13 protein-coding genes are annotated in these 15,702 nt (G+C 45.7%); 8 read left to right on the top strand and 5 right to left on the bottom strand.

The annotated features are described in order from the left end of the window. Positions 1-262 precede the first annotated feature (262 nt). From lpdA to ampD, 5 genes are all read right to left on the bottom strand, one after another. Positions 263-1,693: a dihydrolipoyl dehydrogenase gene (lpdA, locus tag VFDL14_RS16360; RefSeq protein WP_032550144.1), complete on the bottom strand. Its 1,431-nt coding sequence runs from the start codon at positions 1,691-1,693 to the stop codon at positions 263-265. 240 nt (positions 1,694-1,933) lie between these two features. Then, positions 1,934-3,829, bottom strand: a complete 1,896-nt coding sequence (aceF, locus tag VFDL14_RS16355) for a pyruvate dehydrogenase complex dihydrolipoyllysine-residue acetyltransferase (protein WP_032550145.1) — start codon at positions 3,827-3,829, stop codon at positions 1,934-1,936. Between the two features lie 12 nt (positions 3,830-3,841). Beyond that, positions 3,842-6,505: a pyruvate dehydrogenase (acetyl-transferring), homodimeric type gene (gene aceE / locus VFDL14_RS16350; RefSeq protein WP_032550146.1), complete on the bottom strand. Its 2,664-nt coding sequence runs from the start codon at positions 6,503-6,505 to the stop codon at positions 3,842-3,844. Positions 6,506-6,561: 56 nt separating this feature from the next. Then, positions 6,562-7,329 (bottom strand): pyruvate dehydrogenase complex transcriptional repressor PdhR, encoded by a 768-nt coding sequence (gene pdhR, locus VFDL14_RS16345; protein ID WP_032550147.1) that lies wholly within the window; start codon positions 7,327-7,329, stop codon positions 6,562-6,564. A gap of 448 nt (positions 7,330-7,777) precedes the next feature. Beyond that, the gene (gene ampD, locus VFDL14_RS16340; RefSeq protein WP_152549213.1) at positions 7,778-8,326 is read right to left on the bottom strand and encodes a 1,6-anhydro-N-acetylmuramyl-L-alanine amidase AmpD; all 549 of its coding nucleotides are present in this window, start codon (positions 8,324-8,326) and stop codon (positions 7,778-7,780) included. A 148-nt stretch (positions 8,327-8,474) separates the two neighbouring features. Here ampD and nadC point away from each other — a divergent pair, with 148 nt between their 5' ends. The 8 genes from nadC to yacG all read left to right on the top strand — a co-directional run bounded on the left by nadC (position 8,475) and on the right by yacG (position 15,599). Further along, positions 8,475-9,365 carry a carboxylating nicotinate-nucleotide diphosphorylase gene (gene nadC, locus VFDL14_RS16335; RefSeq protein ID WP_032550149.1) on the top strand — a complete coding sequence of 297 codons (891 nt, stop codon included), beginning with the start codon at positions 8,475-8,477 and terminating at the stop codon, positions 9,363-9,365. Positions 9,366-9,618: 253 nt separating this feature from the next. Continuing rightward, positions 9,619-10,035: a pilin gene (locus VFDL14_RS16330; RefSeq protein WP_032550150.1), complete on the top strand. Its 417-nt coding sequence runs from the start codon at positions 9,619-9,621 to the stop codon at positions 10,033-10,035. A gap of 3 nt (positions 10,036-10,038) precedes the next feature. Continuing rightward, positions 10,039-11,724: a type IV-A pilus assembly ATPase PilB gene (gene pilB / locus VFDL14_RS16325; protein ID WP_032550151.1), complete on the top strand. Its 1,686-nt coding sequence runs from the start codon at positions 10,039-10,041 to the stop codon at positions 11,722-11,724. Positions 11,725-11,770: 46 nt separating this feature from the next. Next, positions 11,771-13,000 (top strand): type II secretion system F family protein, encoded by a 1,230-nt coding sequence (locus VFDL14_RS16320; protein WP_032550152.1) that lies wholly within the window; start codon positions 11,771-11,773, stop codon positions 12,998-13,000. Positions 13,001-13,059: 59 nt separating this feature from the next. After that, a complete protein-coding gene (locus tag VFDL14_RS16315) occupies positions 13,060-13,929 on the top strand; it encodes a prepilin peptidase (RefSeq protein WP_032550153.1) in 870 nt (289 codons plus the stop codon). Positions 13,930-13,932: 3 nt separating this feature from the next. Next, on the top strand, positions 13,933-14,541 hold the full coding sequence (gene coaE / locus VFDL14_RS16310; protein WP_032550154.1) for a dephospho-CoA kinase: 609 nt from the start codon (positions 13,933-13,935) through the stop codon (positions 14,539-14,541). 32 nt (positions 14,542-14,573) lie between these two features. Next, complete coding sequence (zapD, locus tag VFDL14_RS16305) at positions 14,574-15,314, top strand: cell division protein ZapD (protein WP_032550155.1); 741 nt, start codon at positions 14,574-14,576, stop codon at positions 15,312-15,314. Between the two features lie 87 nt (positions 15,315-15,401). Beyond that, a complete protein-coding gene (gene yacG, locus VFDL14_RS16300) occupies positions 15,402-15,599 on the top strand; it encodes a DNA gyrase inhibitor YacG (RefSeq protein WP_032550156.1) in 198 nt (65 codons plus the stop codon). Positions 15,600-15,702 lie beyond the last annotated feature (103 nt).

Genomic DNA, 15,702 nt, shown 5'->3' on the forward strand with positions numbered 1-15,702 from the left:
TGTATATTGTCTTTGTGATTTTACTTTCATGACACTTAATACTCCGTATTAAGTGTCTACTTTAATGGGGTCACATCAGAATAATTGTGAAGGGTTGACCGATTGGGTCAGCCCTTTTTGTTTTTATGCATCCGCTCTTCGTATCTCGAAGCGCAGCGTACTCGCATCTCGGAGTGAAACATTCCTGTCTTTTCCTCAGATACAAAAAAGCCGCTGACGAATCAGCGGCTTTCAAAAACATTAGCGAGTGGCTAAAGGAGAATTACTTCTTCTTTTTCACTGCTTTCTTGTTTGGAAGGTCAGTGATTGAACCTTCGAATACTTCCGCAGCTAGACCAACAGACTCGTGTAGAGTTGGGTGAGCGTGGATAGTTAGAGCGATATCTTCTGCGTCACAACCCATCTCGATTGCTAGGCCGATTTCACCAAGAAGCTCACCACCGTTAGTACCTACGATAGCACCACCGATTACACGGTGCGTGTCTTTGTCGAAGATCATCTTCGTCATACCGTCTGCACAGTCAGATGCGATTGCACGACCAGAAGCTGCCCAAGGGAAAGTAGCAACTTCGTAGTTGATGCCTTCAGCTTTCGCTTCTTTCTCAGTCTTACCAACCCATGCTACTTCTGGCTCAGTGTACGCAATTGATGGAATTACTTTAGGGTCGAAGTAGTGCTTCTTACCAGAGATAACTTCAGCAGCTACGTGACCTTCATGCACACCTTTGTGAGCAAGCATTGGTTGGCCAACAACGTCACCGATCGCGTGGATGTGAGGAACGTTTGTACGCATTTGCTTATCAACGTTGATAAAGCCACGCTCATCAACTTCGATACCTGCTTTCTCAGCGTCGATAAGTGCGCCGTTTGGAACACGACCGATAGCAACAAGAACAGCATCGTAGCGCTCAGCTTCAGCTGGTGCTTTTTTGCCTTCCATTGAAACGTAGATACCGTCTTCTTTCGCTTCAACTGCAGTAACTTTAGTTTCAAGCATTAGCTTGAACTTATTCTTAATGCGCTTAGTGAATACTTTAACGATGTCTTTATCTGCAGCTGGGATAACTTGGTCGAACATCTCAACTACGTCTACTTTAGAACCTAGAGAGTGGTAAACCGTACCCATTTCTAGACCGATGATACCACCACCCATGATAAGCAGTTTTTCTGGTACTTCTTTCAGCTCTAGCGCGTCAGTTGAATCCCAAATACGTGGGTCTTCATGCGGGATGAATGGCAGTTTGATTGGGCGAGAACCCGCTGCAATGATAGCGTTGTCGAAGTTAACCGTTGTTGACTCGCCTTCACCTTCTACAAGGATAGAGTTAGGACCAGTGAACTTACCGTAGCCGTTAACTACAGTCACGTTACGCATCTTAGCCATACCGCCAAGACCGCCAGTCAGTTGGTTTACAACTTTCTCTTTCCAGATGCGGATCTTGCTGATGTCAGTTTGTGGCTCACCGAATACAACGCCGTGCTCAGCCATCGCTTTAGCTTCTTCAATTACTTTTGAAACGTGAAGAAGTGCTTTTGATGGAATACAACCAACGTTTAGACATACACCGCCAAGAGTGCTGTAACGTTCAACTAGTACTGTTTCTAGACCTAAATCCGCACAACGGAATGCAGCTGAGTAACCAGCAGGACCTGAACCAAGTACAACAACTTGGGCTTTAATTTCTTTGCTCATTGTGACCTCTTGTAGTCATTATCCCTAACAGGCTTGAGAAGATGTTCTTAAATTATTGGGCTTTCAAACAGCCAACATTTTACAGAGATGTTAACAGTGTGAAAGTAGCTTTAAGTTAGCCTGTGAGCTAGACAACACTTCCCTTTCGCTTTATGAGAAAAGCGGGAACTGTTCTCTAAAAAATACTTTGTATAAAGAATTAAGGTGACCCGAAAGCCACCTTAATATTTACTTTCTAAATTACAGTACTAGACGACGAATGTCAGATAGTGCGCTGTTTAGGAAAGTAATGAAGCGTGCACCTTCAGCACCATCGATCACACGGTGGTCGTATGATAGAGATAGTGGAAGTTGTAGGCGTGGTTCGAACTCTTTGCCGTTCCACACTGGCTTCATTTCAGACTTAGATACACCTAGGATACCTACTTCTGGAGCGTTTACGATTGGCGTAAATGCAGTACCGCCGATGCCGCCAAGGCTAGAGATTGTGAAACAACCGCCTTGCATGTCAGCTGCAGTTAGCTTACCAGCACGTGCTTTCTTAGACACAGCCATTAGCTCTTCAGATAGCTCGTAGATGCCTTTCTTGTTCACGTCTTTGAATACAGGAACAACTAGACCGTTTGGAGTATCTACTGCGATACCTACGTTTACGTACTTCTTAAGAATGATGCTTTCGCCATCTTCAGAAAGAGAAGAGTTAAACGCTGGGAACGCTTCAAGAGCTTTAGCAACAGCTTTCATGATGAACACAAGTGGAGTGATCTTCATGCCAGTGTCTTTCTTAGCTTCGATTGCGTTCTGCTCTTTACGGAATGCTTCTAGCTCAGTGATGTCTGCGTTGTCCCACTGTGTAACGTGAGGGATCATTACCCAGTTACGGTGTAGGTTTGCACCAGAGATCTTCTTGATCTTAGAAAGCTTCTGAACTTCAGTTTCACCGAACTTGCTGAAGTCAACTTTTGGCCAAGGTAGAAGACCAAGAGCAGAGCCGTCACCGCCTTTGCCAGATGCAGCAGCACCAGACTCAAGACGCTTAAGTGCATCTTTAACGTAAGACTGAACGTCTTCTTTAAGGATACGGCTCTTACGACCAGTACCTTTAACCTTAGATAGGTTAACGCCAAATTCACGAGCAAGACGACGAACAACAGGAGACGCGTGTGCGTAATCGTTGTTTTCTTGGAAGTCGTTAGCTGCAGGTGCCGCCGCTGGAGCTTCAGCTTTTGGAGCTGGAGCTGCTGCAGGAGCAGGTGCTGCCGCTTGAGCTGGAGCCGCTGCAGGAGCAGGTGCTGCGCCTTCAACAACGAAAGTCATGATTAGAGAACCAGTCGTTACTTTGTCGCCAGCTGCAATCTTGATCTCTTTTACTGTACCAGCAAATGGAGCTGGAACTTCCATTGAAGCTTTGTCGCCTTCAACAGTGATTAGAGATTGCTCTTCTTCTACTGTGTCGCCAACCGCTACCATTACTTCAGTAACTTCTACTTCGTCACCGCCGATATCAGGAACGTTTACTTCTTTTTCTGCTGATGCCGCAGGAGCTGCTGCTGGAGCCGCTTCAACTGCAGGAGCAGCTGCTACTGGAGCGCCAGAGCCAGCTACTTCGAATACCATCACTAGAGAGCCAGTTGATACTGAGTCACCAGAAGCGATCTTGATTTCTTTAACTGTACCAGCGAATGGTGCTGGAACTTCCATTGATGCTTTGTCGCCTTCAACAGTTAGAAGAGATTGCTCTTCTTCTACTGCATCGCCAACTGCAACCATGATTTCAGTAACTTCTACTTCATCGCCACCGATATCTGGAACGTGAACTTCTTTCAGTTCTGCCGCTGCTGCTGGAGCTGGAGCCGCTGCTGGAGCTGCTTCTGCCGCAGGAGCAGGTGCAGCTTGCGCTGCACCCTCGGCTTCGAAAATCATGATTAGAGAACCAGTTGTTACTGAATCGCCTTCAGAAACTTTGATCTCTTTTACGATACCCGCTTGAGACGCAGGAACTTCCATTGAAGCCTTGTCGCCTTCAACAGTGATCAGTGACTGTTCTTCTTCAACCTTGTCGCCAACGTTTACTAGAATCTCAGTTACTTCAACCTCATCAGCACCGATGTCAGGTACGTTAATTTCGATTGCCATTGTTTTTCTACCTTATGCGTATTGCGGGTTTGTTTTTTCTGTATCGATGTTGAACTTAGCAATTGCTTCTGTAACAACAGACTTCTCAACATCACCACGTTTAGCTAGCTCAGTTAGGGCAGCAACTACTACGTAGCCTGCGTTAACTTCGAAGTGACGACGTAGGTTTTCACGGCTGTCAGAACGGCCGTAACCGTCTGTACCAAGTACTTTGTAAGACTCAGTTGGCATGAACGCACGTACTTGCTCAGCGTAGTTCTTCATGTAGTCAGTCGCAGCGATTGCTGGTTCGTTACCAAGAACTTGAGCGATGTAAGGTACTTTCGCTTCGCCTTCTGGGTGAAGCATGTTGTAACGCTCTGCATCTTGACCGTCACGAGTTAGCTCGTTGAACGATGTTACAGAGAACACGTCAGACGCGATGCCGTACTCTTCGCTTAGGATAGTCGCAGCTTTGCGTACTTCGTTCATGATAGTACCAGAGCTCATTAGTTGAACTTTAGACTTGTCACCAGCGTAAGACTCAAGCTTGTAGATACCCTTACGGATGCCTTCTTCAGCACCTTCTGGCATTGCTGGCATTGCGTAGTTTTCGTTCATTACTGTTAGGTAGTAGAACACGTTCTCTTGCTCAGTACCGTACATGCGACGGATACCGTCTTGCATGATAACTGCAACTTCGTAAGCGAATGTTGGGTCGTAAGAGATACAGTTAGGGATAGTGTTCGCTAGTACGTGCGAGTGACCATCTTCGTGCTGTAGACCTTCACCGTTAAGCGTAGTACGACCAGCAGTAGCACCTAGTAGGAAACCACGAGCTTGTTGGTCACCAGCCATCCATGCCATGTCGCCAACACGTTGGAAACCGAACATAGAGTAGTAGATGTAGAACGGGATCATTGGCAGATCGTTTGTGCTGTAAGAAGTAGCAGCAGCAACCCAAGATGCCATTGAACCTAGTTCGTTGATACCTTCTTGTAGTACCTGACCTGAAGTCGCTTCTTTGTAGTAAGAAACGATGTCGCGATCTTGAGGAGTGTAGTTCTGACCGTGCGGGTTGTAGATACCGATTTGACGGAACAGACCTTCCATACCGAACGTACGCGCTTCGTCACAGATAATAGGAACAACGTTTTTACCGATGCCTTTATTCTTCAGAAGGATGTTTAGTGTACGTACGTATGCCATAGTAGTAGAGATTTCACGCTTCTGTTCGCTTAGTAGCGGTGCAAACTCTTCTAGTTCTGGGATTTGTAATTCTTGAGTGAACTTAGGTAGACGCTGTGGCGTGTAACCTTTTAGTTCTTTACGACGAGCGTGTAGGTATTCGTACTCCGCTGAACCTTCTTCAAGTTTCAGGTACGGAAGCTCTTTCACTGCTTCGTCAGTTAGGATGTCTTGAAGACCTAGACGATCACGTAGGTGTAGAACGTGAGTCATGTCCATCTTCTTAACTTGGTGCGCGATGTTCTTACCTTCAGCCGCTTCACCCATGCCGTAACCTTTAACAGTCTTAGCTAGGATTACTGTTGGACGACCTTTAGTTTCTGCCGCGTTTTTGTAAGCTGCGTATAGCTTAGAAGACTCGTGACCACCACGCTTAAGAGCGAAGATTTCGTCGTCAGTCATGTCTGCAACTAGTGCAGCTGTCTCTGGGTACTTACCAAAGAAGTGCTCACGTACGTACGCGCCATCTTTAGATTTGAATGTTTGGTAGTCGCCATCTACAGTTTCGTTCATTAGCTGTAGTAGTTTACCAGACGTATCTTTAGCAAGTAGTGAATCCCAGTTGCTACCCCAGATAACTTTAACAACGTTCCAACCAGCACCTTTGAATAGGCCTTCTAGTTCTTGGATGATGCTACCGTTACCCATTACAGGGCCATCTAGACGCTGTAGGTTACAGTTGATTAGGAATGTTAGGTTGTCTAGCTTTTCACGTGCTGCGAAAGATAGAGAACCACGTGATTCTGGCTCATCCATCTCACCGTCGCCTAGGAAAGCGTATACACGTTGAGCAGAAGTATCTTTAAGACCACGGCCTTCTAGGTACTTAAGGAAACGAGCTTGGTAGATCGCAGAGATTGGACCAAGACCCATAGATACTGTTGGGAACTGCCAGAACTCAGGCATTAGTTTAGGGTGCGGGTATGAAGGGATACCTTTACCATCTACTTCTTGACGGAAGTTATCTAGCTGCTCTTCAGTTAGACGACCTTCTAGGAACGCACGAGAGTAGATACCTGGAGAGATGTGACCTTGGTAGTAAACTAGATCGCCACCGTCCGTCTCGTTTGGAGCGCGGAAGAAGTGGTTGAAACATACTTCGTAGAAAGCAGCCGCTGATTGGTAAGAAGCCATGTGACCACCTAGGTCTAGGTCTTTCTTAGAAGCGCGCAATACGATCATGATTGCGTTCCAGCGAATAATCGAACGAATACGACGCTCAAGAGTTACGTCACCAGGGTAAGCCGGCTCTTGTGCTGCTGGAATGGTGTTGATGTAGTTAGTGTTGATACCAGTTGGCATATCAACGCCGTCTAAACGTGCCTTTTCTAGAACTGTTTCTAGTAGGAACTGTGCACGTTCTACACCTTCTTCACGTACTACTGACTCAAGAGCTTGTAACCAATCTTGAGTTTCCAGAGCATCAACGTCATGCTTCATGTCAGACATGGCGATCTATCCTTTTTGTTAGTTGGATTCTACTAAACACGTAAAAAGCCGTAGGATTACGACTCTTTACCCTGTTGAATTCGACGCAGTGAACGTTCGCGACGCGACTCTTCTCTGGTCAAATCCAGCAATGTTTCTTCGATATAAGCTAAATGAGAATGTGACATTTCACGCGCCTTCTCAGGCTGGCCAGAAACAATCGCATCCACGATGTTAGCTCGATGTATACTCACTTTTTCCACAACGTCTTTTCGACGATGCAACAGCTTTAGATTTTCTAAGACATTTTGCTCAAGTAACGGAGCTAAACTGCGAACGATATGCAAAAGCACTACGTTATGAGCCGCTTCCGTTAAAGCGATAAGGAAAGCCATCACAGCTGCCGATTCAGCTTCAATATCGGCCTTTTCTTGCGCGCCTCGAATGTTATCTTGGCATGCTTGAATTCGAGCAAAGTCTTCTTCGGTACCACGCAGCGCAGCAAAGTAAGCAGAAATTCCCTCCATCGCATGACGCGATTCCAACAAGTCTAGTTGGGTTTCGGAGTGAGTGGACAACAAATTCAGGAGCGGATCTGAAAAGCTTTTCCAGATATTTTCACTGACGAACGTTCCCCCACCTTGACGGCGAGTTAGTAAGCGCTTGGCTTCTAAACGTTGTATCGCTTCTCGGATCGAAGGACGAGACACATCGAACTGTTTAGCCAGTTCACGCTCTGGCGGCAGTTGCTGCCCGGGCGCCAGTGTTCCTTCCACAATCAACCTTTCCAACTCTTTTTCAATAACATCAGAGAGTTTTGGCTGACGAATCCTTTGATAAGCCATAGTTTGCTGTTCTTCTTTTTATTTGCTGGTAATTGGTAATACCAATTTTAATTGGTGCAGAAATTAACATAATTAAAACGCCACTGTCCAGCTGAAAATTGACCTGAATCATAGAACACAGTGTGAATTAACCATGATTTAACAAATGAAATTTAAAACAGCAACCAAATTGGTCTTACCATTTACAGCGTTAATACTTTTGGGGAGTGTTCGTGCTAGAAAGTTTCAGGATAAAAATGAAATATTTCAGATTGATTAGGTAGCCTTGATTAAAATTCAAACCAAGCGCACAGATTGGGAATAAATCCTATTAACAATTGGTCACATCTGGCCTTTTGAAAGATTCATCACACTCTTGAGGAAATAAAAAAGGCCTGCATCCAGAACGATTACAAGCCTTTAACATTGGCGTAAAAACCAATATGCCAATATATGATTATCAGAATCACTACAGAGTTAAGCGTCGACGGTACTTCACCCAATCAAAAGAGAGCCCCGGATCGGTTTTTCTTAATGGGGCAATGTATTGATGCCCTGTAATTCGATCTGCTGTGATTTGCGGAAAACGTTGGGTAATCGCATCGGTTAGCTCAGCCAGTGCACGATATTGAGATTCGCTATAGGCAACAAAATCCGTCCCCTCAAGCTCAATCCCAATCGAATAATCATTGCAACGCTCTCGGCCAGCAAAGCTCGACTGACCCGCATGCCAAGCACGGTCAAGGAAAGAGACAAACTGAACAATCTCTCCGTTCCTACGAATTAAGCAGTGCGCAGATACGCCCATTTTGTGAATCACCTTAAAGAACGGGTGCTCCTCTGGATTGAGCTTACCCGTAAAGAACTGCTCGATATAAGGTCCACCAAACTGACCCGGCGGCAGACTGATATTATGTACCACCAGCAAAGAGACATCGTCTTGTTGAGGGCGGGCGTCATAGAAGGGAGAAGGTAGATGTTTCGCGGCGCTATACCACCCAGTTTCGCTGATCATCATAAACACCATGCTCCTTACTCTTTTATTGCTCAATATATAATGGCTATCAGTGTGAACTCGACCTAACTCAAGGCGGGCTCAACCCTTTAATTTGCAGTGAAGCAAGAGTATCATTCCTACCCCACTTCCTTTCAAGATTAGATTTGCGATGAAAAACACACATAACAGCCACCAACGCCTTGACTACTTAAAAGAGCAGCTTCCACTAGAGATCTCTCGCGCAGTTGCAGAAACAATCAAAGAAGACCTAGGCGGTACACTGGATCCAGCGGCTGATATCACTGCAAGTCTAATTCCAGCAGATGCGGTTAACAGCGCAACCATCATTACGCGTGAGCACGGTATTTTCTGTGGTCAAGCTTGGGCTGACGAAGTATTCAAACAGCTAGGCGGTGAAGTGACTATCGAGTGGCATGTGCAAGATGGTGACAAAGTTGAGCCGAACCAAACTCTTTGTACACTATCTGGCCCAGCTCGTGCTCTACTAACGGGCGAGCGCAACGCGATGAACTTCATCCAAACGCTATCAGGTTGTGCGACAACCACGGCAGTTTACGCAGAAAAAATCGCTCATACAGAGTGTCGTCTGCTTGATACACGCAAGACCATCCCAGGTCTGCGTAGCGCACTAAAATACGCAGTGGCATGTGGTGGCGGTTTCAACCACCGTATCGGCGTTTTCGATGCCTACCTAATTAAAGAGAACCACATCATCGCTTGTGGCGGTATCGAGAAAGCAATCTCTACAGCAAAAGAGCTTAACCCAGGTAAACCTGTTGAAGTTGAAACTGAGAGCCTAGAAGAGCTTGAGCAAGCGATCAGCGCAGGTGCGGACATCATTATGCTGGATAACTTCACCACAGACATGATGCGTGAAGCTGTTAAGATCAACGCAGGTCGTGCGGCTCTAGAAAACTCAGGTAACGTGACTCTAGACACCATCGCTGAGTTTGCAGAAACCGGTGTTGATTACATTTCAGTAGGTGCACTGACTAAACACCTGAAAGCAATGGATCTTTCGATGCGTTTCAAAGCGTAATCTATTGATTAAAAACACATTTGATATCAAAGGCACCGTTTACTACGGTGCCTTTTTTATTGATAGCATTTCACAATTGAGACACCTTATATAACTTGATCGCATAATCTTATGCAGCATATGAAACAAGTTACCAATAAATTCAAAGCGACTCGCGCCCTTCTCTGAACGCCATTCCACACCTAGATATCGACTCTTATTCTCTAATTCATCTGGTGCTTGCACTGTAACCGACAATAAATGGATTAGAACAATGAAAAAAAGACAAACAAAGCAGAAAGGTTTTACGTTAATTGAATTGATGATTGTGGTGGCGATTATTGGAGCCTTGTCAGCAATAGCTGTTCCTGCGTATCAAAATTATGTTGCCAAAAGTGAAGCTTCGTCAGCACTAGCCACCTTAAAAGCGCTACAAACCCCAGCCGAGTTAATTTTCCAAGAAGAAGGGACGATTAGTGGAGCGGTAACAATTCTTGGAGTATCTGCAGGTTCTAACACCTTAGGAACAATATCCATTAAAACGGCTGGTTCATCCTCAACTTCACCTGAGCTTCAATTCCAATTCAATGGTGGATCTTTAGATACTGAAACTCTTATTTTATCTCGAGACTCAACTACCGGGTGGAGTTGTGCCAAATCATCTAACATCCCTGACCTAGATGGCTGCTAATAAGTGTTAACCAACCTCCCCACCGTTCTTCGTCAGGCTAACCTCCTTAGCCTGACTCAAGAACAAGCCATAGTGGAACACTTGCAAGCTTCTGGTGACTCAACGCCAGAAGCTTTAATCGCACATGGCTTGTTTAATGCCGATAACCTTGCCGAGCATACGGCACATATCTTTGGTTTACCTTTAATTTCGCTCGCTGATTACGACTACGAGCCGTTGTGCGAACAGCTTGGTCTGCGCGAACTCATCACTCAACACCAAGTCATACCGATCGCCAAATCAGCATCCACGCTTACCTTAGCCTCTGCCGACCCAACTGACCTACAAGCTGAAGATGACTTTCGTTTTGCCACAGGACTTCAGATTGAACTGGTGGTTGCAAACTATCGCACACTTGAAGGGGCCATTCGGCGGCTTTACGGCAAAGTAATTACCAATGGTGATAGCAATCGTAAAGAGATAACCCAAGATGAACTCGCTCACTTAGTGGAAGTTTCTGATGATGAAGTCAGTTCTGTCGAAGATCTTAGTCAAGATGACTCGCCCGTCAGTCGCTTTATCAATCAAATCCTAGTCGATGCGGTGCGTAAAGGGGCATCTGATATCCATTTCGAGCCCTATGAAGAGTACTACCGAGTCCGCCTACGCTGCGATGGCATCTTAATCGAAACCCAACAACCAGCAGCGCACCTAAGTCGGCGACTGTCAGCACGCCTGAAGATCCTAGCCAAACTTGATATCGCGGAGAGACGTTTACCTCAAGATGGTCGGATTAAGCTAAGGCTCAATCAAGAGATCGCTATCGATATGCGCGTCTCTACTCTGCCAACACTTTGGGGTGAAAAAATTGTGCTTCGTCTACTCGATAGCAGCGCTGCCAATCTTGATATCGACATCCTAGGCTATAGTGAGCAACAAAAGACACTCTACCTTAATGCTCTGAAACGCCCACAAGGTATGATTCTTATGACCGGACCTACCGGCAGTGGCAAAACGGTATCGCTTTATACTGGACTTCGAATCCTCAATACCTCAGAAAGAAACATCTCTACCGCCGAAGACCCAGTTGAGATTAACCTTTGCGGCGTCAATCAAGTGCAAGTACAGCCAAAGATAGGCTTTGGATTTGCTGAAGCATTGCGATCTTTTCTGCGCCAAGATCCGGATATCGTGATGGTCGGTGAAATACGCGATATTGAAACTGCGGAGATTGCGATTAAGGCTTCCCAAACCGGTCACTTAGTTCTCTCAACACTGCACACCAACTCAGCAGCAGAAACCATCACACGCCTTGCTCACATGGGGATTGAGCCTTTTAACTTAGCTTCATCATTGAGCCTCATCATTGCTCAACGTCTCGCTCGACGACTGTGCCCACATTGCAAAATTGAAGATGATGACCAAACCATTTATCACCATCACAACATTGATGCTAACCATAGGTTCTTTAAAGCAAACCCGAACGGCTGTAACGAGTGCAATCAAGGGTATTCAGGCCGTGTGGGTATCTATGAAGTGATGCCGTTCACTGACACGCTGAAAGCAAGCCTCATATCTCGCCCAAATGCGATTGAGGTAGAAGCCCTAGCTAAACAAGAAGGCATGCAAACACTCCGAGATTCGGGCTTAGAGAAATTGTTATCCGGGGTCACTAGCTATCAAGAATTGCAACGCGTCCTCTATCTCTAGACGTTTTATTTCTATCTAACTCTCTACCTACATCGGTGTGAATTTTATGGTAATCAAACCCAAGCAATCACAACTCAAGAATTATCACTGGAGAGGCGTTAACAGCTCAGGGAAAAAAGTGTCAGGACAAACCTTGGCTCTCACAGAACTTGAAGTCAGAGACAAGCTGCGCGATCAGCACATTCAAATTAAGAAGATAAAGAAAAAAAGCATCTCAGCGCTGACTCGTCTAACCCATAGAGTCAAAGCAAAAGACATTACCCTGCTAACACGCCAACTGGCAACCATGCTAGGAACTGGTGTCCCTATCATCCAAGCCATCAATTTGGTGTCAGATAATCATAGAAAAGCAGAGATGAAATCGATCTTGTCGCAGATCTGTAAAGGCGTTGAAGCGGGGACTCCGCTATCAAAAGCGATGAGAACTGCAAGCCGTCATTTTGATGACTTGTATACCGACCTCGTGGCAACCGGAGAGCTGTCTGGAAATCTCGCTGAGGTCTTTGAAAGGCTGGCTAACTATCGTGAGAAAAGTGAACGCTTAAAGTCAAAGGTCGTAAAAGCGCTTATCTACCCGGTGATGGTGGTTGTCACCGCTTTAACGGTCTCATTTCTAATGCTAACAATGGTGATCCCTGAGTTTGAATCTATGTTCTCAGGCTTTGGTGCCGATCTCCCTTGGTTCACCGCTAAAGTGATGGCGCTGTCGCACTGGATGCAAGCTTACAGCTTCTATACTTTGCTTGGCTTTGCAGGTGCTATTCTCTTTGTCATTCAAGCTCGCAAGCGCTCCTACTCCATAAGGCTGGCCCTTAGCAGGTTAGGACTCAAACTTCCTATCATAGGAGGGGTCATGGCCAAAGCTTCCATCGCCAAATTCAGCCGCACATTATCAACCAGTTTTAGCTCTGGCATCCCGATCCTAACTAGCCTCAGAACGACCGCCAAAACCACAGGTAATGTGTACTTCGAATCCGCCATTACAGAGGTCCACAAAGAGACAGCCGCTGGGATGCCGATGTATATTGCAATGCGTAACAGCCAAGCCTTTCCGGAAATGGTATTGCAGATGGTGATGATAGGTGAGGAGTCTGGCAATCTAGACGAGATGCTCACCAAGGTTGCGACCATCTATGAGTTTGAAGTGGACGATACCGTCGATAACTTAGGCAAAATCTTAGAGCCGGTCATCATCGTTTTTCTGGGCTCAGTCGTGGGTGGCTTAGTGGTTGCGATGTACTTACCGATCTTTAATCTAATGAGTGTGTTAGGATAGGCGATAATCAATGACACACTCATGGCTCTCGCCAGTTAGACCCCAGTGGACAGGACTCTATGGAAGTATTTCACTACTATCCTTGGCTATTCCCCGTATTAGCTTTTATCTTCAGCCTACTCATCGGTAGTTTTCTCAACGTCGTTATCCATCGTTTGCCAATAATTATGGAGCGAGAGTGGCAACAAGAGTGCTCTGAAAGCTTTCCTGATTACAAGATTCCGATGCCAAAGGGAACGTACAACCTCAGCGTACCTCGCTCGACATGCCCAAAATGTGAAACGCAGATTCGAGCTATCGATAATATCCCAGTACTCAGCTGGTTATTTTTGAAAGGCAAATGTCGAAAGTGTTCGAACCCTATTAGTCCTCGTTACCCTTTCGTTGAGCTACTCACTGCGGTGATGTGTGGCTTTGTCGCGGTTCACTTTGGCTTTAGTTACTACGCAATCGCACTGATCTTTTTTACCTTTGCCTTGATTGCGGCGACCTTCATCGACCTTGATACCATGCTACTACCCGATCAAATCACTCTTCCACTGGTCTGGTCAGGTATTGCGCTTGCGCTGTTTGGCATTAGTCCTATCTCCCTCCAAGATTCTGTAATAGGAGCAATGGCAGGCTATCTGGCTCTATGGTCAGTCTACTGGCTATTCAAACTCCTAACAGGCAAAGAGGGTATGGGCTATGGAGACTTCAAGCTCCTTGCAGCATTAGGGGCTTGGCTTGGTTGGCAACACCTACCGATGATCATATTGCTCTCTTCACTTGTTGGTCTTGTGTTTGGTTTAATTCAGCTGCGATTGAAACAGCAAGGCATCGACAAAGCCTTCCCTTTTGGTCCTTACCTCGCTATTGCCGGTTGGATAAGTTTGATTTGGGGCGAGAACATTATGGCTTGGTATTTTACTTCGGTTTTAGGAATTTAATTTATGGCGACCATTATTGGCCTCACTGGCGGCATTGCTAGCGGAAAAACCACCGTTGCAGACCTATTTCAAGAGCACTTCAACATCGATATTGTCGATGCCGATATCGTGGCTCGTGAAGTCGTAGCAGTCGGCAGTGACGGACTACGCCAGATTGCTGAACATTTTGGTGAAGCGATCCTTTTAGAAGACGGTACCCTCAACCGAGCTAAGCTTCGTGAGCAGATCTTCAGTCATCCAGAAGACAAAACTTGGTTGAATGCGCTGCTTCACCCTATGATCCGCAATAAGATTGAAGAAGGGCTGACAAACATTCGCTCTCCCTATGGTTTACTCGTTGCACCTTTACTGATTGAAAACCAGATGCAAGGTATGGCAGATCGCGTTTTAATTGTTGATGTTCCTACAGAAGTTCAGGTTGAACGTACGATGAACCGAGACAATGTCTCTGAAGAACAGGTCAAAGCGATCCTCAAATCACAAGCTTCACGAGAGCAACGTTTAGCGGTTGCGGACGACGTGATTAAAAACCATACTAAAAACCAAGATCTTTTGCCTCAAATCACAGAATTACATCAAAAGTATCTAGCAATAAGCACACAAGATCGGTAAAAATAGTCTTATGTTGAATGAAGGTTTGCTTGATGATCACTCATAAATTTGAACATCCTCTAAATGAGAAAACACGTATCTACTTAAGAGTGGAATCCCTCTTGAGGCAACTGCACCTGTCTTCAACATTTTCAGATGCTCAGCAGTACCAACTATTCTTTCGTTCAATCTTCGATCTGATCGAAATCTTTGAGCAAATTCAGCTAAAGAGTGAACTGGCAAAAGACATAGAGAAGCAGCGTGTAACGTACAAGAGCTGGCTCAATGTCGAAGGCGTCGATCAAGAGATGCTCACTTCATTGCTAGAAGACATCGGCAGCATCTACCGTGAGCTAATGCTGGCTGAACGCTTTGGTCAGTCTTTGAAAGAAGATCGCTTCTTGAGTGCCATTCGTCAGCGTTTCAATCTTCCGGGTGGATCATGTTGCTTTGACTTACCGGCTCTACACTACTGGCTGCACCTCCCTCTCGATAAGAGAATGAACGATGCTAAAGCTTGGATGGATAGCTTACAGCCTCTGTATGATGCGCTAACCCTATGGTTAAAGCTAACTCGTGAAACGGGTCACTTCCAACCACAAATCGCTCGTGCAGGCTTCTTCCAGAGTGATGCTGAAGAGGCCAATATCTTACGACTCTCAATTCCAATGCAGTATGGCGCTTACCCAATGATTTCAGGACACAAAAACCGCTTTGCCGTGAAGTTTATGTGTTTTGAAAGTGGTCAGGCGTGCACTCAAGATATCGAATTTGAGCTCGCTGTCTGCAGCTAGCTTATTTGTCGCTAAATACCTTATTAAAGTTGGCTTGAGCCATGCTCAGGCCTACAATTCTAGAACCACACCCAACTAAGAACCATTATGTCTAAGAAAATCACCATCGTTAAATGCCCACAATGTCAGACTGATGTTGAATGGGGTGAGCAGAGTCCACATCGCCCTTTCTGTAGCAAGCAGTGTCAGATGATTGATTTCGGTGAGTGGGCCGACGAAGAGAACAGTATCGCGGGTGCTCCGGATATGTCGGATAGTGATGGTTGGTCGGAAGATCAGTACTAGATTCGAGATTCGAGATTCGAGATTGATGTGGCCCCTAAAAAGTAGACACAGGGGTTTAGTTGATTAGCTCAAAATCCATGGGGCTCACTCCACCTAGAGTCCC

It is taken from the genome of Vibrio fortis (assembly GCF_000695685.1).
Lineage (GTDB): Bacteria > Pseudomonadota > Gammaproteobacteria > Enterobacterales > Vibrionaceae > Vibrio > Vibrio fortis_A.